Consider the following 20,711-nt stretch of genomic DNA (forward strand, 5'->3'; position numbering starts at 1 on the left):
GTGATAAGAGAAAAAAAATCCTTTCATCTACACATGCTTTCTGATGCAACAGGGGAGACATTAATCTCTGTCGGAAGGGCTGTTGCATCACAATATGCGACAAGTCAGGTAACAGAACATATTTATCCGATGATTCGCAACGAAACACAGTTACGGAGAGCTCTTGATGAGATACAACAGGAGCTTGGTATTGTTCTTTACACAATCATTGATAAAAAAATTAAACTGCTTCTTAAGAAAAGATGTGAGAAAATGGAAGTTCCTTGTATTGATATACTGCATCCTGTTTTGGATGCCTTCCAATCTTATCTTGGCACGCCTACAAATTTACGTGTCAGCGCACAGCATGATCTCAACGCGGATTACTTTCGTCGTATTGAAGCGTTGGATTTTACAATAGAGCACGATGATGGAAAGTCTCCCAAGGGCTTATCGGATGCAGATGTAATCCTTGTAGGAATTTCAAGAACTTCTAAAACGCCAACCAGTATCTATTTAGCAAATCGTGGAATCAAAACTGCTAATGTTCCTCTTATTCCAGGGATTGATTTTCCAGAAGCTCTTTTGGAAGCAAAAAATGCTTTAATTGTTGGTTTAATTGCTTCAGCTGAGAGAATCTCACATATTCGTCAAAATCGAGATTTGGGGCATGGTTTTGCTGTTGAAGGTTATACTGATCGAATCAGTATAGCTGAAGAACTGATCTATGCAAAACGCATTTGCGAACGTTTTGGCTGGCCTGTTATTGATGTTACAAGACGCTCTATCGAAGAAACTGCTGCAGCGATATTTGAACTTTTGTCGTGGTTTCGTGAAGGAAAATGGAAGAAAAACCCCTCATGATGGCAGATACGTTAATATTAGCATCTCTTAGTTCCTATCGTGCACAATTGTTGAAAAAGGCAGGTTTAAATTTCCTCATTGAAGGGGCCTCTTTTGATGAGAGAGAAATAGGAAAAATAGAAAAAGTAAAAACACCTAAAGAACTCAGTTGTTTTCTTGCAAGTGCAAAAGCAAAAAATGTTTCTGATCGCTTTCCTGATGCTTTAGTCATTGGTTGTGATCAAGTCCTTGATTTAGAAGGTCAGGTTTTTCACAAAGTCACAAGTAAAAAAGAAGCATATCAGCGTTTGTGCACTTTATCGGGAAAAACTCATTCTCTTCATAGTGCAGTGGCTTTATTTCGGAATGGCCGAAAAATTTGGGTTGAAGCTTTTAGTGCACATATGTCAGTCCGTCCCCTCTCACCAAAGTTCATTAAACGTTATTTAGCATACGTAGGGACAGATGTTCTAAACAGTGTGGGAGTATATCAAATTGAAGGGGAAGGGATTCATCTTTTTGAAAAAATTGATGGAGATTTTTTTACTATTATTGGTTTACCTTTATTACCTTTATTAGTAAAATTGCGTCATTTGGGGATCATTTGTGATTGATTTGACAATAAAGTGTAAAGAAAAAGTTCCTTCTCGTGCCTTTGTTGTTGGTTATCCTATTCACCATTCAAAATCGCCAAAAATTCATAATTTTTGGCTTAAACAGTATGGTTTACAAGGTGAATATTTGGCACAAGAAGTAAAATTGGAAGAATTTAGTGATTTTCTTACATCTACAAAAAAAAGAGGTTTTTGTGGAGGTAATGTCACTCTACCTTACAAACAGGAAGCCTTTCGTTTGGCAAATTATAAAGACGAGGTAGCAACAATGATTGGTGCTGCTAATACACTCTGGTATGAAGGAGATAAACTTTGTGCCACAAATAGTGATGCCTATGGTTTTAGCGCTAATCTTGATGATTCTGCTCCTAATTGGGTAGGGGAAACAGCTCTTATTTTTGGTGCAGGTGGTGCTGCACGTGCCATCCTATATGCCTTAAAAAAACGGGGATTTGAGCGTATTTGCTTGCTTAATCGTACAAGACAACGCGCCGATAATTTAGCTGAGCATTTCGGAAAACCTGTTGAAGTCCACGATTGGCATAATGTCGGCGAGATACTTTATGAAGCTGATTTGATTGTTAATACGACCTCTGTAGGTATTACAGACCCACACGGATGGAAGACTGGTTCTTTGTTTTGTGATTTTCAAAAAACAAAGACAACAACGTTGGTGACAGACGTCGTTTATACACCATTAAAAACCCCTTTTTTACAGCAAGCAAAAGCCCATGGTCTAAGAACAGTTGATGGGCTTGGTATGCTTTTATATCAAGCCGTTCCTGGCTTTGAACGATGGTTTGGAATAACTCCACAGGTAACAAAGGCTTTACGAACGAAAATTTTAGAAGATATGGGTGAAGAAAGAGTATGAAAATCATAGGACTGACCGGATCAATCGCTATGGGAAAATCAACAGCTGCTGATTTTTTCAAACAAGCAGGTATTTCCGTTTTTAGTGCTGATGAGACAGTACACCAGCTTTATAAGAGTAAACCAATCTTATCACTCATAGAACATACATTCCCTGGCGTTGTTGAAAATGGTAAAGTTAATCGCCTAAAGCTTTCTAAAATTTTGATCAATGATAGTGAAAAATTACAAACATTAGAAGAAATAATTCATCCTTTAGTACAAGAAAAAGAAAAAGAATTTATTGATAAAGCACGCCAACAGGGAAAAAAAATAGTCGTCCTTGATATTCCACTCCTTTTTGAAAAAAAAGGTGAAAAACGTGTGGACAGTGTAATTGTGGTATCTGCTCCATTGGCAATACAAAAAGAACGGATAATGACGCGTCCGGATATGAATGAAAAAAAAATTTCCTTTATCAATGCTAAACAAATGCCTGATGAAAAAAAACGAGAACGGGCTGATTTTATCATTAATACAGGGAAAGATTTAGAGAATACACATCAACAAGTTTTTTCCGTAATAGAAAATTTGCTAAAGAATTAAAATCATGCGTGAAATTATTTTTGATACAGAGACAACAGGCTTGGATAAAGAGAAAGATCGCATAATCGAAATCGGTTGTGTAGAGATGGTTGATCGGTATCTTACAGGAAAGCGATTCCATGTTTATTTGAATCCACAAGGCGTTGTTATTTCTGATGAAGCTGTAGCAATTCATGGCTTGACTAATGAACGCTTAAAGAACGAAAAAAGCTTTAGTGATATTGCTGATGAACTTTTGGAATTTATCAATGGCGCAACAATGGTTGCCCATAATGCAAGTTTTGATATTGGCTTTCTTAATGCAGAATTAGGACGAGTGAATAAGCCACTTATCAGTGTCGACAATATCCTTGATACATTGGCTATGGCACGGCGAAAATTTCCTATGGGTCCTAATTCTCTCGATGTTTTGTGCAAACGTTTTGGAATTGATAATAGTCATCGTGTTTTTCACGGTGCTTTGCTTGACGCGGAGATTCTCGCCGATGTTTATATTGAACTCATTGGTGGAAAGCAAGGTGTATTGGGTTTTGAAGACAGTAAGAGTGTTGAGCAGGATAGTCAGAATGACAAGAATGCTCTCTTAGCAGTTAAAGTTCGCCCACAACCACTCTCTCCAAGGTTAAGTGCGCAAGAAAAAATTATGCACGCTGATTTTATCAAAAAAATTGGTGAAAAAGCTCTGTGGAATTTCTTCAAAATCCCTCACTAACTTCCTTGTCTCTTTTTGAATTATTATAGGACAGTAAAATACAAAAGCTAAAAAATACGGTCGTTGTGGGGAGGGGAACACCACAACGACCCTGTCGTTACACCGTACCTCAGCTATCATAGGAGGAGCAAAATGAAAGCTATTATATCCTGTAACAGCAAAGAAAAGCTCTAGGTACTAACTATAAAGCGCAACGACTTCACACTTTATGAAAAAAAAAAATGGCTTTTTAGAGGCAATTCGATAAATTTTAAAATAAGAATGAAAAAAAATATAAAAATGTATAAGAGTAAATTGTCTCTTAGTTGAAATGGAGAAATAGAACTGTCATGAAAGCAACAGATCATCTTTTTTTGGTTGATGGATCAAGCTATGTCTTTCGTGCTTACTACGCTTTACCACTCTTAAAGCGCAAAAAGGATGGGCTTCCTGTAGGAGCTGTAGCGGGTTTTTGTAATATGTTGTGGAAGCTACTTTGTGATGCGCGTAATACAGCTATCGGCACTGTTCCAACGCATTTTGCTGTTGTTTTTGACTATTCATCTGATACTTTTCGGAAGCACATTTATCCACAATATAAAGCCAATCGGGTAGCGCCTCCAGAAGATCTTATTCCTCAATTTTCTCTCATCCGCCAGGCAACGAAGGCTTTTAATTTACCTTGTATCGAAAAGGAAGGATTTGAGGCGGATGATTTAATTGCTACTTATGCGCAATTGGCAACAAAGGTTGGGGCAAAAACAACCATTATTTCTTCCGATAAGGATTTTATGCAATTAGTCAATACACATGTATCCTTGTATGATGGAATGAAGGACAAGCACATTGGTATTTCTGAAGTTTTAGAAAAATGGGATGTTGCACCTGAAAAAATGGTCGACTTGCAAGCTTTGACTGGAGATCCAACGGATAACGTACCAGGTATTCCAGGCATTGGTCCTAAAATTGCTGCTCAATTGTTGAATCAATTTGGCTCTCTTGATCTTTTGTTGCAGAGAGTGGCAGAAGTTAAGCAAACAAAACGACGTGAAAATATTCAGGCTTATAGTGAACAAGCAAAAATTTCTCGTAGACTTGTTCAGCTTAAAACAGATGTGCCTATAGAAAATGATTTAGATGATCTTACTTTAGAATCACAAGATGGTCCACGCTTAATCGCTTTTCTTAAAACTATGGAATTTGCCACATTAACGCGCCGTGTGGCAGAGGCAACAGCATGTGATGCAGCAGTCATTGATGCGCTTGATCTAGACGTTGAATGGGCAGAGCCTGTGTATGGGTGTGATTCTGAGGTAAAGAGAGCTGAAAGAGCACTTTCACATGATTTTTCTAAAAATACACCACAAGTTTTGGCACAAAAACGTAAATGCCAAGCGTTAAGCCAGACAATCAAAAGGGATGCTTATCTAAGCATTTTTGATGAAGAAATTTTGAAAAAGTGGTTATCTGAAGCAAAAGAGCAAGGCTTTTTTGCTTTTGATACTGAAACAACGTCACTTGATCCTCTGCAAGCAAAGCTTGTTGGTTTTTCGTTAGCATTACAGCCAGGAAAAGCGGCCTATGTGCCACTTGAACATTTTGAGGGAGGAGATGACCTTTTGGGAGGTGGACGCATCGTTGGGCAGATTGAGATACGAAAGGCTTTAACACTTTTAAAACCGATATTAGAAGACCAAGCAGTTTTAAAAATTGGTCAAAATATAAAGTATGATTGGTTAGTGATGAAGCAATACGGTGTTGTAATACGCTGTTTTGATGACACAATGCTTTTATCGTATGCTTTAGATGTTGGAGCTTTAACGCATAATATGGATGCTTTATCTGAACGTTGGCTTGGGCATAAGCCGATTGCCTACAAGGATTTAACACACAACGGAAAAAAGATTACGTCTTTTGCGCAAGTGGATTTGAAACAGGCAACCCTTTATGCTGCTGAAGATGCTGATATAACGCTACGTTTGTGGCAAGTTTTGAAGCCTCAGCTTGTGGCACGGGGAATGACGAAGGTTTATGAACGTCTTGATCGACCACTCGTAGAAGTTCTTGCAAGAATGGAGGAACGCGGGATTCTGGTCGATAGGCAGATTTTATTGCGTCTTTCAGGAGAATTAGCGCAGGCTGTTTTTATTCTAGAAGAAGAAATTTATCAGCTGGCTGGTGAAAAATTTAATCTTGCTTCGCCAAAGCAGTTAGGAGATATCCTTTTTGGCAAAATGAGTTTGCCTGGAGGTACGAAAACTAAGAGTGGACAGTGGTCAACTTCTGCACAAACCTTAGAGGAATTAGCTGCTGAAGGTCATATTTTGCCGCGTAAAATTATTGATTGGCGCCAGCTGGCAAAACTGAAATCTACCTATGCAGATGCTTTGCCTTCTTATATTTTATCAAAAACAGGACGTATTCATACGAATTATTCTTTGGCGATAACATCAACAGGGCGGTTATCATCATCAGAGCCAAATTTGCAAAATATTCCAGTGCGGACTACTGAAGGACGTAAAATCCGAACAGCTTTTATTGCTCCAAAAGGACATATGCTACTATCAGCGGATTATAGCCAGATTGAATTGCGTATTCTTGCGCATATTGCCGATATCACAGCATTAAAAGAAGCTTTTGCCCAAGGTCAGGATATTCACGCTATCACAGCATCGCAAATGTTTGGAGTTGCGATAGAAGGGATGAATTCAGATATACGACGACGTGCGAAAGCGATAAATTTTGGTATTATTTATGGTATTTCAGCTTTTGGATTAGCTAATCAATTGGGTCTTTCACGGCAAGAAGCGAGTCATTATATTCAACTTTATTTTGAAAGATTTCCAGGAATTAAAGATTATATGGAAATGACTAAAAATTTTGCATGCCGAAATGGTTATGTAGAGACAATTTTTGGACGTCGTATCCATTATCCAGAAATAAAAGCAGCTAATCCACAAGTTCGTTCCTTTAATGAGCGGGCTGCTATCAATGCACCGATTCAAGGATCGGCAGCAGATATTATTCGTCGTGCAATGATTCAAATGGAAGATGCTTTGGAAAAAGAAAAGCTGTCAGCAAAAATGTTGCTACAAGTGCATGATGAACTGATTTTTGAAGTACCAGAAGATGAGAGTGAAAGAACTATGGCTCTTGTTAAAAAGGTTATGGAAAATGCTACAATGCCAGTTCTTTCGTTGTCTGTTCCGCTTGAAGTAAAAGTAATGGCCGCTCAAAATTGGGAGGAAGCACATTAGTTTTTTTCACGTGTTTTTTTAAGAGTATCCATTGCACGTGCAAGGTCAAGATAAGCTTTGATAGGTAAATGATCTGAAGCAATGCGTGCGAGCGGTGAATGATGATTTTCAATAGTTGTTATCAATTGATGGGGAAAAGCAAGAATTCTATCAAGAGCTAGAAAAGGGAAACGAGAGGGAAAGCTTGGCACAGTTCCAAGTGTGCTATCAAAATAGGGAGAAAAATGGTTTAAAGATGAGCCTTTCCCTATCCGCCATTCATTAAAATCGCCAATAAGCAATGTAGGCATAAGGGAACGTTTTTGCACAAGTGAAAGAAGCATTTTTGTTTGCTGATTACGAGAATGGCGTAATAAGCCAAAATGAGCGGCAATAACACGAATAGGTCCTGCTTCCATTTCCAACTCTACAATTATAGCGCCACGTGGTTCAATACCAGGAAGAGTGATTTGTAAAGTATCACGTATATGTCCTTTTCGCAAAAAAAGAGCGTTACCATGCCAGCCATGACCATGAGGTGACATGGTTTTTAAAGGTACTGGAATCAGACCTGTTTCAGCTTTTAACAGTTGAAGATCAATTAAACCAATGCGCTTACCAAAACGTTTGTCTGCTTCTTGAAGAGCGAGAATATCAACTTGTAATTCGGTAATCACACGTACAATCCGGGTAGGATTAAAAATTTTATCAATGCCTACGCATTTATGGACATTATAGGAAGCGACGGTAAGATCATACTGACCGTTCCGGTTTATTATGTTTGACCAATGATGAGGGCGGTTGCGAATGGCGTTTAAAAAAGGGCTATCGAGCTTTTGCTGAATCAAGGCAGTGAATCGGGGAAATTTTTTCTTGTAAGGCTTCTTTATCATTTTGTGAAAAGGATGTGCCAAAGAGGGTGAAGGGTAGACGTTTGACTAAAAACTAAAAAACCTTGTTTCTTTTGAGAAACAAGGTTTTTAAATTGAGCGTGATTATTACAATCAATCACGGTTTGAGCCGAGAAATTGCAGCAAGAAGACAAACATATTGATGAAGTCAAGATAAAGATTTAATGCACCCATAATAATTTTACGACCTTGGGTGTCATTTCCATCTCCTTCATAATACATCAATTTAATGTTTTGTGTATCGTAAGCTGTTAAACCAGCAAAGATAAAAACACCAATTACGGAGATAGCAAATTGCAAAGCACTCGATGCAAGAAAAATATTAACAATCATGGAAAGCATTAAGCCAACCAAACCGATAAAAAAGAATGAGCCCATCGCTGTGAGATCGCGCTTTGTTGTATATCCATAAAGCGAAAGAGCACCAAAAGCTGCAGCGGTAATAACAAATGTTTGTACAATACTTTCTGTTGTATAACGCAAAATGATAGAGGACAGTGAAAGCCCAACGAGGGCAGCATAACCAAAAAAGAGACTCCGGGCAACACTTGTACTCAACGTATTAATTTTGAAACTAAGGAATAATACCGCCACAAGTGGTGCAAACATAACAATGTAAGAGAATGGCGATGTGTAAAATGTTACTCCAAATGAAGTTAAGTAGACACTGCTATTGATTTGTGCGGCTGCCTGACTCATCTCCGTTGTTGTTGCTAATGATGCAATTGCATAAGCGGTAGCAGCTGTAACAAGCAAACCAATGGCCATCGTGTTGTAGACACCCACCATATAGCTACGCAATCCTTGATCAATTGAAGCATCGGCATGAGAAATAGGTGCCGAACGTAAATTTTTGAAATCAGCCATAATATAAAGTCCTTTAGCATATGTTCCGTCAGGTATTGGGGTTAGAAAGGATCGGTACCCTTACAACAATAGTCCTGTATAAGCTTTGACCTGGCATATACAAACACCCCTGGTACCGCTGGCAGAATTCCAGCTTACCTCTTCTTATTATGGAGATTTATTTCAAAATTACAAGAGACTTTTATTAGGAGAAAAGCTTACAAATTGGTAACAAAAGGGCTCATTTTGATCAAAAATGCTAAGTTATTTTGTAATATTTGTGTGAGGTAAAAAGCTAGAATGCAAGAGTTTCTGTATCTCTAACGAATAAGCTAAGTTTTGCATACCTTATTTTTTAAGCCATGGAATAATTAAAGCTTAAGGCAACAATCCTAATACAAAGAAGAAGCTTTTTACCGAATCATGAGGAGATAAATTTGAAGTGGTTTGGTTTACTGAAGAGGCCTTCGATCAGGTAACATTCTTTAGTAATGATATCCGTCATTGTTCTGAATTGTTTTTTTGAGTAGGGCGGAAGAACAAAAATACAGTTTTGCTTCTTTTCTCCCATTTTTTTCTTTATGCATTTGAACATAACCTTTATCAGCAATAATTTTCGTATTTTCATTCCCTTTAGCAAACTAAGGTGCCAGAAGTGTATTTCAGTCTCCTGTCTTTAAGAAGAAAACGTAAAGCTTGACTGACTTCTTCGCAATGCTTTTCTCTCATTCTGATTTTATCTCTATAGCTTGTAAGCATAGGGATGAGTCTGGGCAAAGGTGACATCCATTCTCACAGTCCTCAGTTCTTGGCAAGCTCTTCTAAAACCTGATGTGAGATCCCTTTCTGATCCAGGTAACATTTATCGATGTTGGGTTTACTTACCTGAAGGTAAGAAGAAGTTTTCACCCTTGAACTCTCATTTCAAAATAAAATGAGCACCTTTAACAAAAAAACAAGTAAAGTTTTCTGTCCTCAAATGTACTCGAGAAACTTAACCTTAATAAAGGACAAGTCCGTTGCCGATTCTTGGCTACTGATGTCATACTTTTCCCTGGTAACACGTCTATTTTTAACAAAGCAGTTGTTAAACTGTAAGCCTTGCTTAATATTCTGAAGGAGGACATGTAAAAATAAGAAAAAACAGAGTCTTTCTAATCAAGTTATTAAGAAAGATGGAAAGAGATAAATTCTAAAACAAAGAGTTAAAAATACGCGCGCTTAATAAATATGTTGATACGAAACCCAAATATTTATCTAGAAAATGTACGTTTGGAATGACGTTTTTCTTTAATCCAGATACGCAATTCTTCAGTAACGATAGCAATAACACCAAGTGTGATAAAAGTATCTGCAAGATTGAAAACAGCAAAATAAAAGATATCATCAATATAAAAGAGTATATAATCAATGACATAATAGAAACAAATACGGTCAATAAGATTGCCGATTGCACCACCAATGATAAGGGTAAGACCGAAGCGTGATAAAAATTTGTTATATTCAGTGTTTTTCCATAACCATAAAAGAAAAATAAGAATAATGAGTGTGAGGGCAATAAGTCCCCAATGAGAAAAAGAAGAAAAAAACGAAAATGCAATACCAGAATTACGTACATGGTAGAGAGAAAGAAAAGGAAGAAGCGGGATCTCTGTTCCGAGGAGCATATTGTGCATAATCCAGTATTTAACTGTTTGATCAATCCCTACTGTAAGGATTAAACCAAGAAGAAAAAAGGAGAATGACTTGCGTGTCATATTGCAGCCTCGCGTACTTCCAGTGTTATAAATAAGAACGGCGAATTTCATAAAGCATGATAGCGGTTGCTACCGCCAGATTAAGCGAATCAGCGCGTCCACTTTGCGGAATACGAGCGAGTTGATCGCAACGATTCGCAAGAGTATCTGGTAAACCTTGTTTTTCATTTCCCATTAAAAGTATAACGGGACCATTTTTGAAATCAATTTTACGATAATCAATAGATCCTTTGAGATGCGTGCCAACGACCATGCCTTTAAAGTGTGCAGACCAGTTTAAAAAGGCGCTTTCATCAAAACGATAAAGTGGTATTGAAAAAATTGATCCCATTGTTGCACGTACTGTTTCAAGTGAGAAAGGATCTGTTGTCTCGCCAATCAAAATGACACCTTTAGCCCCTACAGCATCAACAGTGCGGATAATGGTACCAAGATTTCCGGGATCGCGCACTCGATCAAGCGCAACATATACATCTTCGTTGCGTCTTTTGATCATTTCAAGTGGTTGCCATTGTTGTTTAAAGATACCAATAGCTGTTTGTGGATTATCACGGCGGGTGATAGATTCCATGACTTTTTTTGAGGCTTTAATGACAAGACCACCATTGGCTATTGTGTGTGCAGCAATGTTTTCAATGGCAGTGTCACCAATTTTGCTTTTGGAGAAGATAAGTGTTTGTATTGTCCATTCAAGATTTAAAGCATCAATCACCAATTTAAGTCCTTCTGCCATGAAAAGGCCTTCTCGATTACGATTTTTCTTTTGGCTAAGAGCCTTAAGATCTTTGATGATAGGATTGCTAAGAGAGGTAATTTCTTTAACCTTACCGATTTTGGGGATACACATGTTCAAGCAATCCAACGGCTAAAAAGAGAAGTGGAAAGAGTACATCCGGTGGTTTCTTCACACAAAATCAATTCTCCTGATTCGACCCTACCACCAAGATTTATAAATTCATCGTGCAAAGCATGCAGTGTATAGAAGGAAGCACGAACAGAATGAGCTATAAGTACGATGGCAAGAAGTTTGTTGGAGAAAAGCCTGCAACATTTTGTGATCATTGTTGTTAAGTAATCAGATAGTTGCCAAATCTCGCCATGAATTCCACGTCTATGTGCAGAAACACCAAGAAAAATCATATCATAGGTTTTTTGACAACGCAATTCCCGTTCAACAAATTTTATAGCGTCATCGTAGATCCAGCAAATAGAGCAATCTGATAATCCTACTCTTTCTGGATTGGTTTTTGCCCGAGCAATGGCTTTTTTAGAAGCATCAACATGTGTCACATTTGCACCCGCGCATGCACCAATCAAAAAGGCAATACCTGTGTAGAAAAGAAGATTGAGCAATTTGAGTAGACATGTAGCATTAACAATTTGTTCTTCCATCGAACACAAACAGGCATCTTGCTCAGGAAAAACACCTATGTGATGCAACGAAGTAAAGTGGCTCAGAAAGGACAGTCCATTCCAAGAAAATGTCCATGGTTTACCAGGCAGCTTTTTGGGAAAATACCAACGACAAACACCTTCTTCATCTCGATTTCCTGTGAAAATAGCACCAACATTAGCCCAATGTTTCTGTGATAAAGCTGATTTCCATAGCGCTTGACGTTCTGACCAAATAATGCAGTAAGCTCCATAACATTCCAATTTTCGCCCATTAGCAGAGTCAATGAGAGGCATAACCTGCACTCACACCTAATTTCTAAAATTAAGAGGCAACTTTTCCTGCGGATATAGACTGCTGTAGTGTGTTTGAAAGCATTGGGCAAGCATATCCAGTTTCACGATCCAGGTATTTTAAAGAATTTACGTTAAAAGGGCTCTTAAATTTCTATAATAATGCAAAGATCTGAAGTCGATTAAAACATTTATAGTGAAAAAATGAGAGCTTACTTTGTAATGATGTGTTGAACACAAAGAGGAAAAAATTTCACAAAAGGACCATCATATCAGCGATCGACATTTTTATTTCTCAGGCTCTGCTTTGCTTTCTCTAAGGGCTTTTTTGCATTTATGGCATGCAAACCAATTGATTATACTACTTAATAAAACGCCGAGAGCGAAAAAAATAAAGAGCCATATAAAAAGAGGAGCTTGATAAGTAAAATTGTCAGAGCTGATTCGAAAAGGATCAAACGTCAATGTAACCATTTGACGGTTAGCTACGATAAAGGCAATCAACAGAGTTGTGATAGGCACCAAAATAATTGTTAAAATGATGCGTTTGGTTGTCATAAATTTACTCATTGATTGAGCCGATCACGCAAATCTTTACCAGTTTTGAAAAAAGGAATCCATTTTTCTTCAACCATAACGGTTTCACCTGTTCGTGGATTGCGACCATTACGGGCTGAGCGGCTTTTGACAGAAAAAGCTCCAAAACCGCGAAGTTCAACACGATTGCCATTGGCAAGTGCTGTTGAAATTTCTTCAAAAATAGCGTTCACAATATTTTCCACATCACGTTGAAAAAGATGCGGGTTATGACGGGCGATAATTTGCACAAGCTCTGATTTAACCAAAATAACCTCTCTTTCAGACAAAAAAGATTTTTTTACAATTGTACACTTTATGCATGCATATTACATATATAAATGGATGGAAGTAAAATAAAACCAAGAAAAAACAAATTGCAAGAAACAAAATTTGAAAATACATCTTATGAAGGACTATCAAGTCGAAAAACACGGAATATTTGAGAGATTAGGATAGTATGTCCGTACACAATCATTCTGAAATCTTTTCAACAAAATTACCTTTTTGTAAGAAATCATCTTTTAGAGATGTTTTTAAAAAAGCATCTCGCCATTCGTATCGCATTGGCATATTAAAGTTTTTTTTACCTCTCTGTGCATTGGCTACAGCGCTGGTTTTTTGCTGGTTTACATTTTTCTTTTTTCCTGCTTCTTGTGACCCTGTGATTTTGAATGATGAAGAGAATGGGGCAATGGCAATGAAATTGACGATGCTCAATCCAAAATTAGAGGGTTATACGCGTTCTCAAGAGCCTTATTGGCTCAAAGCAGAAAAGGCATTTCAAGATCGTACACGTTCTGGAGTGGTTGGGCTACAAAACATTACAGCTGAGACGTTTGTAGGCAAACAAGGACGCGTTTTTATTGATGCGCAAGGGGGAATTTACGATAATATTAATGGTTGTTTGCAATTGAATAAGCCATTCACAATTACAACAAGTGATGGAATGATTGCACAATTTATGACAGCAGATATTAGTTTATCTGAGGGGCAATTAAGCACAGATCAACGTGTAAATATTCAACGTGCAGGTTTGCATCTTGCAGCGAATGGTTTGCAAATTCGAAAAAAAGGACAAAACATATATTTTTATGGTGGGGTTCATTTAGTGCTTGACAAGCAATGAGAGAGTATCAATACGAATCTTGAGCGATCTTTATGAAACAGAAGTATGTGTATGTGCAAACAAAAGAATTGCGAGTGATGAAATGAAGCCGGGGGGATCATACAGAAAGTGGATGGGTATGATTTTTGCTTTGAACGTAGGAATATTAGGGTTTGGAGAAGATGTCGGATATGCTGAAGTAGCCTGTTTTGGAATTCATCTCTTAAACGACAAGGAACCGGTAGAACTTTATGCAGATTCTTTGGAAATACGTGATAAAGAGGGGATAGCACTCTTTAATGGCGATGTTTCAGTGGTTCAAGGTGAATGTCTTCTGCGAACGGCAAAGTTAGTTGTTTATTACGATAAGACGCAGAAAGTAGCTGATAAGGATCGAGTCGACACGAAGGCAGAATCACATGCCAGGTTTGGTTCAACAGGTATTAAAAAAATGGAAGCTTTAGGAAAGGTTTATATAAAAATCGCCACGCAAATTGCTACAGGTGATAAAGGCGTTTTTGATGGAGAATCAAAAATGATGAGCTTGACAGGGCGTAATGTGGTATTGACCGATGGTGATAATGTAGCAACAGGATGCAAGCTGACAGCAGATATGGAAAGCGGAAAGGCTTTTCTAGAAGGTTGTGAGACGTTTGAGAAAAAGGGTCGCGTTTCCATTATTTTTAAACAAAGTCAAAAGAATGGTCATTAAGATTTTATGTTTGGAATCAAAAGAGAAAAACGGACAGACAAACATGATCTTACAAGTAAAGCTTTAAGAAAACACTTAAAGGGGACCTTAGTTGCCAGTCATTTAGTTAAAGTTTACCGTGGAAGGCAGGTTATTAATGATGTTTCTTTCGGCATTCGTACCGGAGAGGCGATTGGTATTTTAGGTCCCAATGGTGCGGGAAAAACGACTTGTTTTTATATGGTTACGGGACTCATTAAATCGGATGGGGGGAAGATTAAAATTGATGGATTTGATATCACCCATCTGCCAATGTATCGGCGTGCTCGTTTAGGTATTGGGTACCTTCCGCAGGAGGCATCGATTTTTCGCGGCCTTTCAGTAGAAAATAACATTAAAGCTGTTTTGGAGGTAGTCGAAAAAGATCGCTTTAAACGACATGAAGAGTTGAATGCCCTTTTACATGAATTTAAAATTAACCACTTACGCAAGATGCCCGCTCTTTCTTTATCAGGGGGAGAGCGTCGGCGTCTTGAAATTGCGCGCGCTTTAGCTTCTCGACCCAATTTTATATTACTTGACGAACCATTTGCGGGAATTGATCCTATTGCCATTTTTGATATTCAGCAGCTTATTCGTTATTTAACCCAACGTGGGATTGGTGTTTTGATAACTGATCATAATGTGCGTGAGACATTGGAACTTGTCGACCGCGCTTATATCATTCATGCAGGGAAAGTGTTAGTTCACGGTTGCCCTAACGATATTATAAACAACACTGATGTACGCAGAATTTATTTGGGAAATCAATTTTCTCTCTAATTTTACAGTTTCTATGAGTCCTTGCTTAAACTTAAACGGATTAATATGGTAAAGATAAGTTCCATCTCCATATATTCGGTAATCCAACGTATTTCACAGGATTGAATGAGAATTTATTTTTGATCTACTTTTCTTTCACATAAAGTAAGAATAATTATTACTTTATGTGAAAGAAACTATAATGATCTCATTAAGAGCTTCAAATAATGAGGAGATGCAGTTGTTTGAGAGCAAAAGGGAAATAAGTGTTTTTTATCTGAGTTACACAATAAAACCTTCGATAGCGATTGTGTTTATCGCGTTATTGCTGAGAAGCTCTTTAATTTGTGCCAAAAATTCTTGTATAAATGTCGTCTTAAACTGAATTTTTGCTAAATAAATAAAAAAATCTCATCAAAATCGGATAATCTCATTATTGGTTTAATCTGCTTTTAATTGCACCATGCGAAAGATATCGCTAGATTAACCTTATAATGAATGCTAAACGAGACTAGAAATAAATATGCGTGTTGTTGGAAAGTATATTAATAATACTTTTTGTTGTCGAATTAAATAACGTATTGATTATTTCGGATATTTTTATGGTGGCACTATGGGGTATATATATTACAGTTGTCAAATAGGGTTTGTAGTATTTTGTTGGTTTGCATTGCGTATTTAGAAATGGTGCACGGCTTGTGGATATCAAGCCAGATTTGCAAGTGTTTTTAAAGTATTTTGTGAACGCATTAAATCTGTTTAGATTGTTGTAGTTAGGAGTGCTCAAGCACACAGTATCGTCAAAGTAAAGTGTCATTTATCTCGATATTTTTATCATCTTATGGGAGCCGGTTCTTAAAAGGAAGAGGAAGATCTTATACCTAAATTGTATGTCAACTCTTATAATTAAAAAATCGAAAATTTTTAAACGGTAGCCTTTGCTCGTATCCTAGAGAGATTAATATTTTATGGACAACACCATTTCTTTGTTTTCTTATGCTGTTAATGAGAGGCTGAATACCTATTTATTGTTGTGCCGATAGTGAATTATGAGATGAATTGAACCATCACCCGTTATAAATTGAAAAATAAATACACATGCGATGATGCAAGAAAGTGACAGAACTTTAAAAATCCATACCGTTGATTAGTTTGTGGATGAGTATTTGAGCGTGCAAAAGGAAAATTAAAATATGAATTTGAGTGAGTTAATTGCACCAGAAGCTATTATTCCAGCTCTTAAAGCGAATTCGAAGAAACAAGTTCTGCAAATTTTAGCCGAAAAAGCTGCTGAATTGACAGGTCTTAATGAGCGTGTGGTTTTTGATATCGTTTTGCAACGTGAAAAACTAGGTTCAACGGGGTTGGGTGGTGGTATTGCGATTCCTCATGGTAAATTGCCTGATATTAATCGAATCATTGGTATATTTGCGCGCCTTGAAAATGCAGTTGATTTTGAAGCTCTTGATGACGAACCTATAGATCTTGTTTTTCTTCTTTTAGCACCTGAGAACGCTGGTGCTGACCATTTAAAAGCTTTGTCACAGATCGCGCGTGTTTTGCGCCATTCTGATGTTGTTCAAAAATTGCGCAATACCCATGATGCCAATGCTCTTTATGCTTTATTGATTCAGAATTCAGCATCAAACGCAGCTTAAAAGTCCGGTGTTAAATATACATATTGCGGAGCATGTACCACCGAGCAGGTTAGAAAGTGATATAAGCTGTGCTTAACAGAGCTGAAAACGCTAATTGCGTCAGGGGATTTTTGAAGAAATCATTTCCAAAGGAATCTCTTGAAGAAAAGGGGGGGCAGGAGCGAGCACTGGATTTTGTTGTTTTTTTATTGTCATGCTCTTCAGCTACTTTTGGAGTCTTCATCCGTGAATTAAAGTTTTTCGTAAGTCAAAATGGTTTGAGTATGTTTTGATGATATTGGTACTTAAAGTTTCGAGGGTTAAGGGGAATCATTTTCTTTTTGTAAAAGGGTGAGAGAGGTCAACTATTTAAGGACAGGTTTAGTTTAAATATCAGCTGCTGCAGAAATCCAAGATGGAAAAAAACAGTTTTATATGGTAGAGGGTAGGAGAATGAAGATTGTAAATTTTTAGTTGAGCAAAGACTTTTTTGTACGTGTAAAACTCATTCAATTTTGATTTAATCGATGGAGAAGTTGTTTAAAGAACTATGGGGTAGAAGTACAAGACACTGTTGTAGAAAAAATGGTCCTATGTTTTTATTTATAAATGACTTCAAAATAGGATGGTAATGTTTACCCAATGAATGACTCAGAAGTTTTTGGTGGAAAAAAGTGAATATTCTTTTATCCATTGAGACGGTATCATTAAACCAGTTTAGATTATTGGTATCGTTTCAGAAATTGGTAATTTAAGATGAAAGGCATATGGCAAGAATAAAGGGTCTTAAAGTAGGCAAAGAATGCGGTGGTTAGGCAGGTGTTACACGCTCTGTGTTCTATGGGAAACATGCTGATAATATTGGATAGTTTCTTGCAAAAGGACTTTAAGACCATGAATAAGCTGTACCGAGACAATATTGAATAAAGAACATGGATACACTAAATTGGAGAAAGAAAAGAATATTTTGCGATTTTTACTGATGCAAATGCGTTGAATGTGTTAAATTTATAGGGAATATTCGAAAAGCTGTGAAATTTGGAGTGTTTTTATAGTATGTGTTTCCAAGATTTTGCAACAAGTTATTTGCGGTAAAATAGCATAGTTTGTTTCTTAAACAGAGTGATGGTATATTCATATTTTTTAAAATTCCATTGCTTAAAACAGTAGATTTTTATACAAAAAATGAAATTGATGAAATAAAATCAAAATGTTGTTTTTTAAAAATCTGGTTATTGAATAAAAACTTCATGTTTTAGTAATAACTAAGAGATCGCAATTAGATGTAAGAATCTGTTCTAATTGGTGCGAAAATGTTTCGTTTTTGAGGTGGTTGGAATAACAAAACTAAGGTATTGATGAGCTTTTGTTGAGTTTTTCCAATGAAGAGAATCTTATTAAAGACTAAAGAAGTGAGCTAAATGAAGATGTTTGAAAAAACTGTTATTGCTGTATCTGTAATGGTTCTAGTTACTGCAGGAGCAGCATGTGCACAAGCGCCAAGCCGTTTGGATCAATTTGAGGCGTGGGGAGCCTATTCTTATAAATCGCAAAAAAATACAATTTGTTATGTGTTGTCGGTACCTTTAGAGGCACTTCCAACGACAGTTAATCATGGCGATAATTTCTTTTTAGTTACTAAGCGTTCTAATTCACCTCTTTCGTTTGAACCACAATTCATGGCTGGTTATCCATTTAAAGAGGGATCAAGAGTTACTGTGACTATTGGAAATAAAGATTTTGATTTTTTCACGAAGGATTCGTCAGCTTGGTTAGCATCATCCGCATTAGAAAAGCAGCTTGTTTCTGCTATGCGTGCTGGAGCAAATATGACAGTGAATGCACTCTCAAAACGGGGAACTCAGACTACCTATACTTTTTCCTTAAAAGGGGTGTCTGCTGCATTAAATGTGGCACAAAAATGCCGTTAAAGTCTTTGTAACTCTAAAGTAGCGAGCGATATAAATTGGAAAACAATGGCTGTTTCATATGACTTTAGACCGATTAGTGTATGTCGAGCACGAGAATCAAATAATGTTGTCGTGAAGAAGAGATCTAAGCGCTCTTTAATTGGCTTATCGCAGAATGAAATGGCGGAAGCTTTAAAGGCAATCGGTGTACCAGAACAACAAACGCGTATGCGTGTACGTCAGCTCTGGCATTGGCTTTATGTGCGTGGCGTTTCAAATTTTGATGAAATTCTGAACATTTCTAAGCCAATACGAGAAATGCTTAAAAACCATTTTTCCATTGCGCGTCCGGAAATTGTTGGAGAACAAATATCAAAAGATGGTACGCGTAAATGGTTGTTGCGTTTTCCAGCACGTGAAGACGGAAGGCCTGTTGAGGTTGAAACGGTCTATATTCCTGAAGAAGGGCGTGGTACTTTGTGTCTTTCATCTCAAGTAGGGTGTACGCTAACTTGTTCTTTTTGTTATACGGGAACACAAGTGCTTGTTCGCAATCTGACAGCGGAAGAAATTTTGGCACAATTATTGGTTGCCCGTGATTGTTTAGGTGATTTCCCTAATAGGACTACCCCTGATGGAGCAATTGTTCCAGTTGAGGGACGCAAAATTACCAATATCGTTATGATGGGGATGGGGGAACCACTTTATAATTTTGAAGGAGTCAAAAAAGCTTTATTAATCGCTTCTGATGGAGATGGCCTCTCTTTGTCAAAACGTCGAATTACTCTTTCAACCAGTGGAGTGGTTCCTGAAATTGTGCGAGCGGGGGAGGAAATTGGGGTTATGTTGGCGGTTTCACTGCATGCAGTGCATGATACGCTGCGAGACATGCTTGTTCCAATCAATAAAAAATACCCGCTTGCTCTTTTAATTGATGCTTGCCGTAATTATCCTGGCCTTTCTAATGCCAAGCGAATTACATTTGAATATGTTATGCTGAAAGGTATAAATGATGGTTTGGATGATGCTAAGCGATTGATTCAATTACTGAAAGGTATTCCTTCTAAGATCAACTTAATTCCTTTTAATCCATGGCCGGGAAGTAATTATCAATGTTCTGATTGGGAACAAATCGAGCGTTTTGCGGATGTGGTTAATCAAGCAGGCTATGCTTCACCGATTCGGATACCGCGTGGACGTGACATTCTAGCTGCATGTGGTCAGCTTAAATCTGCTTCAGAACGTTTACGAAAATCTGAACGTTTGCAAATTGAATATGCGGTTGGCAACAAATAACTTTAATCTTTGGGTAATCAAGAGACGTAAAACAAAACTCGTAAAATGCTAGTCATAAACCAATCAAGAAAGCGAATATAAAAAGGATTTTGCTTAAGGTGTTGCGCGAATTTATGCGCCATAAAAACCATAGAAATTGTAATTGGCAGAGAAATGGGGATATAAGAAGGCCTAAAATAATCAATTTTTGTGTGGCCATGGGTAATAAATTGTGACAAGAAAGTTACGTTGAAGAGAATAATTTTAGGATTTAAGAGATTAATTCCAATACCGATAAAGTCAATTATATCTAAGACTGTGGCGCTTTTGAGATGTTTATTTGAGAGAAAATGCCAAGTGTTTACCGCAATGCTTGCAAGGAAAGCTATAAAAGATAAAAAGCTCCCACAATTTTAATGAGAAAAAAAGCACGTGGCAAAGCAAAAATAAACGCTGATAAACCAAGAGCTACAGTAGTAACCTGAATAGCAAAACCCATTGCACTCCCGAAAGTACATATAACCCCGGCTTTTTTGCTTTGTGCAATCGTACACCCTACTGACAACATGATATCATGTTCCGGAATGAGCGCTAGGAATCAGCGATGCTAAAGCAAATTGTACAACAATAGACCGCTCAGGTAAAAATGACACGTAAATCTCCTTTTATTTGTAAGCGGTGTTCACCATCAT

17 protein-coding genes and 3 pseudogenes are annotated in these 20,711 nt (G+C 37.4%); 12 read left to right on the top strand and 8 right to left on the bottom strand.

Translation table 11 applies throughout. The features are described 5' to 3' along the window. From MF1_RS00005 to polA, 6 genes are all read left to right on the top strand, one after another. The gene (locus tag MF1_RS00005; RefSeq protein WP_042995258.1) at positions 1–843 is read left to right on the top strand and encodes a pyruvate, water dikinase regulatory protein; all 843 of its coding nucleotides are present in this window, start codon (positions 1–3) and stop codon (positions 841–843) included. Beyond that, positions 840–1,436 carry a Maf family nucleotide pyrophosphatase gene (locus MF1_RS00010; protein WP_161510170.1) on the top strand — a complete coding sequence of 199 codons (597 nt, stop codon included), beginning with the start codon at positions 840–842 and terminating at the stop codon, positions 1,434–1,436. The genes MF1_RS00005 and MF1_RS00010 overlap by 4 nt, the downstream gene beginning before the upstream one ends. Beyond that, positions 1,429–2,310, top strand: coding sequence for a shikimate dehydrogenase (locus tag MF1_RS00015; protein ID WP_161510171.1), 882 nt, complete (start codon positions 1,429–1,431; stop codon positions 2,308–2,310). Before MF1_RS00010 ends, MF1_RS00015 begins: the two co-directional genes overlap by 8 nt. Next, positions 2,307–2,894, top strand: coding sequence for a dephospho-CoA kinase (coaE, locus tag MF1_RS00020; protein ID WP_161510172.1), 588 nt, complete (start codon positions 2,307–2,309; stop codon positions 2,892–2,894). The genes MF1_RS00015 and coaE overlap by 4 nt, the downstream gene beginning before the upstream one ends. 4 nt (positions 2,895–2,898) lie before the next feature. After that, positions 2,899–3,606, top strand: coding sequence for a DNA polymerase III subunit epsilon (gene dnaQ / locus MF1_RS00025; protein ID WP_161510173.1), 708 nt, complete (start codon positions 2,899–2,901; stop codon positions 3,604–3,606). A 329-nt stretch (positions 3,607–3,935) separates the two neighbouring features. Next, positions 3,936–6,842 (top strand): DNA polymerase I, encoded by a 2,907-nt coding sequence (polA, locus tag MF1_RS00030; protein WP_161510174.1) that lies wholly within the window; start codon positions 3,936–3,938, stop codon positions 6,840–6,842. Here polA and MF1_RS00035 read toward each other — a convergent pair. The 7 genes and pseudogenes from MF1_RS00035 to ihfB form a co-directional block, all read right to left on the bottom strand. Then, entirely contained in the window at positions 6,839–7,714 is an 876-nt protein-coding gene (locus tag MF1_RS00035; protein ID WP_161510175.1) for an endonuclease/exonuclease/phosphatase family protein, read from the bottom strand. The two genes, polA and MF1_RS00035, sit on opposite strands and share 4 nt — an antisense overlap. 111 nt (positions 7,715–7,825) lie before the next feature. Further along, entirely contained in the window at positions 7,826–8,599 is a 774-nt protein-coding gene (locus MF1_RS00040; RefSeq protein ID WP_014923570.1) for a Bax inhibitor-1/YccA family protein, read from the bottom strand. Between the two features lie 1,232 nt (positions 8,600–9,831). Then, positions 9,832–10,335 carry a signal peptidase II gene (gene lspA / locus MF1_RS00045; RefSeq protein WP_011178848.1) on the bottom strand — a complete coding sequence of 168 codons (504 nt, stop codon included), beginning with the start codon at positions 10,333–10,335 and terminating at the stop codon, positions 9,832–9,834. A 25-nt stretch (positions 10,336–10,360) separates the two neighbouring features. Further along, positions 10,361–11,182, bottom strand: coding sequence for a TrmH family RNA methyltransferase (locus MF1_RS00050; RefSeq protein ID WP_034449688.1), 822 nt, complete (start codon positions 11,180–11,182; stop codon positions 10,361–10,363). A 2-nt stretch (positions 11,183–11,184) separates the two neighbouring features. Then, positions 11,185–12,117, bottom strand: a pseudogene (locus MF1_RS00055) (class I SAM-dependent rRNA methyltransferase). A 157-nt stretch (positions 12,118–12,274) separates the two neighbouring features. Then, a pseudogene (locus MF1_RS00060) lies at positions 12,275–12,579 on the bottom strand (LapA family protein). Positions 12,580–12,587: 8 nt separating this feature from the next. Continuing rightward, positions 12,588–12,866 carry an integration host factor subunit beta gene (gene ihfB, locus MF1_RS00065; RefSeq protein WP_011178851.1) on the bottom strand — a complete coding sequence of 93 codons (279 nt, stop codon included), beginning with the start codon at positions 12,864–12,866 and terminating at the stop codon, positions 12,588–12,590. Between the two features lie 191 nt (positions 12,867–13,057). On the opposite strand from ihfB, the gene lptC reads away from it, so the two are divergent. The 6 genes from lptC (at position 13,058) to rlmN (ending at position 20,040) form a co-directional block, all read left to right on the top strand. Further along, a complete protein-coding gene (lptC, locus tag MF1_RS00070) occupies positions 13,058–13,726 on the top strand; it encodes an LPS export ABC transporter periplasmic protein LptC (protein ID WP_161510176.1) in 669 nt (222 codons plus the stop codon). 112 nt (positions 13,727–13,838) lie between these two features. Next, positions 13,839–14,417 carry an LptA/OstA family protein gene (locus MF1_RS00075; protein ID WP_161510177.1) on the top strand — a complete coding sequence of 193 codons (579 nt, stop codon included), beginning with the start codon at positions 13,839–13,841 and terminating at the stop codon, positions 14,415–14,417. Positions 14,418–14,423: 6 nt separating this feature from the next. Continuing rightward, positions 14,424–15,218, top strand: a complete 795-nt coding sequence (gene lptB / locus MF1_RS00080; RefSeq protein ID WP_161510178.1) for an LPS export ABC transporter ATP-binding protein — start codon at positions 14,424–14,426, stop codon at positions 15,216–15,218. A 1,172-nt stretch (positions 15,219–16,390) separates the two neighbouring features. Then, positions 16,391–16,855, top strand: a complete 465-nt coding sequence (gene ptsN / locus MF1_RS00085) for a PTS IIA-like nitrogen regulatory protein PtsN (protein ID WP_011178855.1) — start codon at positions 16,391–16,393, stop codon at positions 16,853–16,855. Between the two features lie 1,406 nt (positions 16,856–18,261). Next, positions 18,262–18,765 carry an invasion associated locus B family protein gene (locus tag MF1_RS00090; protein ID WP_014923578.1) on the top strand — a complete coding sequence of 168 codons (504 nt, stop codon included), beginning with the start codon at positions 18,262–18,264 and terminating at the stop codon, positions 18,763–18,765. A gap of 45 nt (positions 18,766–18,810) precedes the next feature. Further along, positions 18,811–20,040 carry a dual-specificity RNA methyltransferase RlmN gene (rlmN, locus tag MF1_RS00095; RefSeq protein ID WP_161510179.1) on the top strand — a complete coding sequence of 410 codons (1,230 nt, stop codon included), beginning with the start codon at positions 18,811–18,813 and terminating at the stop codon, positions 20,038–20,040. Here the strand turns inward: rlmN and MF1_RS00100 are convergent. Further along, positions 19,990–20,672: pseudogene (locus tag MF1_RS00100) on the bottom strand (LysE family translocator). The gene rlmN and the pseudogene MF1_RS00100 sit on opposite strands and share 51 nt — an antisense overlap. Between the last annotated feature and the right edge of the window lie 39 nt (positions 20,673–20,711).

The sequence above is a fragment of the Bartonella quintana genome, from assembly GCF_009936175.1.
Lineage (GTDB): Bacteria > Pseudomonadota > Alphaproteobacteria > Rhizobiales > Rhizobiaceae > Bartonella > Bartonella quintana.

Excerpts from the sequence above, each read along its gene's own strand:
- MF1_RS00075 (WP_161510177.1), top strand. The coding sequence starts at position 13,839 with ATGGGTATGATTTTTGCTTTGAACGTAGGAATATTAGGGTTTGGAGAA.
- ptsN (WP_011178855.1), top strand. The coding sequence starts at position 16,391 with ATGAATTTGAGTGAGTTAATTGCACCAGAAGCTATTATTCCAGCTCTT.
- lptB (WP_161510178.1), top strand. The coding sequence starts at position 14,424 with ATGTTTGGAATCAAAAGAGAAAAACGGACAGACAAACATGATCTTACA.
- MF1_RS00035 (WP_161510175.1), bottom strand. The coding sequence starts at position 7,714 with ATGATAAAGAAGCCTTACAAGAAAAAATTTCCCCGATTCACTGCCTTG.
- dnaQ (WP_161510173.1), top strand. The coding sequence starts at position 2,899 with ATGCGTGAAATTATTTTTGATACAGAGACAACAGGCTTGGATAAAGAG.
- rlmN (WP_161510179.1), top strand. The coding sequence starts at position 18,811 with ATGGCTGTTTCATATGACTTTAGACCGATTAGTGTATGTCGAGCACGA.
- lspA (WP_011178848.1), bottom strand. The coding sequence starts at position 10,335 with ATGACACGCAAGTCATTCTCCTTTTTTCTTCTTGGTTTAATCCTTACA.
- MF1_RS00040 (WP_014923570.1), bottom strand. The coding sequence starts at position 8,599 with ATGGCTGATTTCAAAAATTTACGTTCGGCACCTATTTCTCATGCCGAT.
- MF1_RS00090 (WP_014923578.1), top strand. The coding sequence starts at position 18,262 with ATGTTTGAAAAAACTGTTATTGCTGTATCTGTAATGGTTCTAGTTACT.
- coaE (WP_161510172.1), top strand. The coding sequence starts at position 2,307 with ATGAAAATCATAGGACTGACCGGATCAATCGCTATGGGAAAATCAACA.
- MF1_RS00010 (WP_161510170.1), top strand. The coding sequence starts at position 840 with ATGATGGCAGATACGTTAATATTAGCATCTCTTAGTTCCTATCGTGCA.
- polA (WP_161510174.1), top strand. The coding sequence starts at position 3,936 with ATGAAAGCAACAGATCATCTTTTTTTGGTTGATGGATCAAGCTATGTC.
- lptC (WP_161510176.1), top strand. The coding sequence starts at position 13,058 with ATGTCCGTACACAATCATTCTGAAATCTTTTCAACAAAATTACCTTTT.
- MF1_RS00050 (WP_034449688.1), bottom strand. The coding sequence starts at position 11,182 with ATGTGTATCCCCAAAATCGGTAAGGTTAAAGAAATTACCTCTCTTAGC.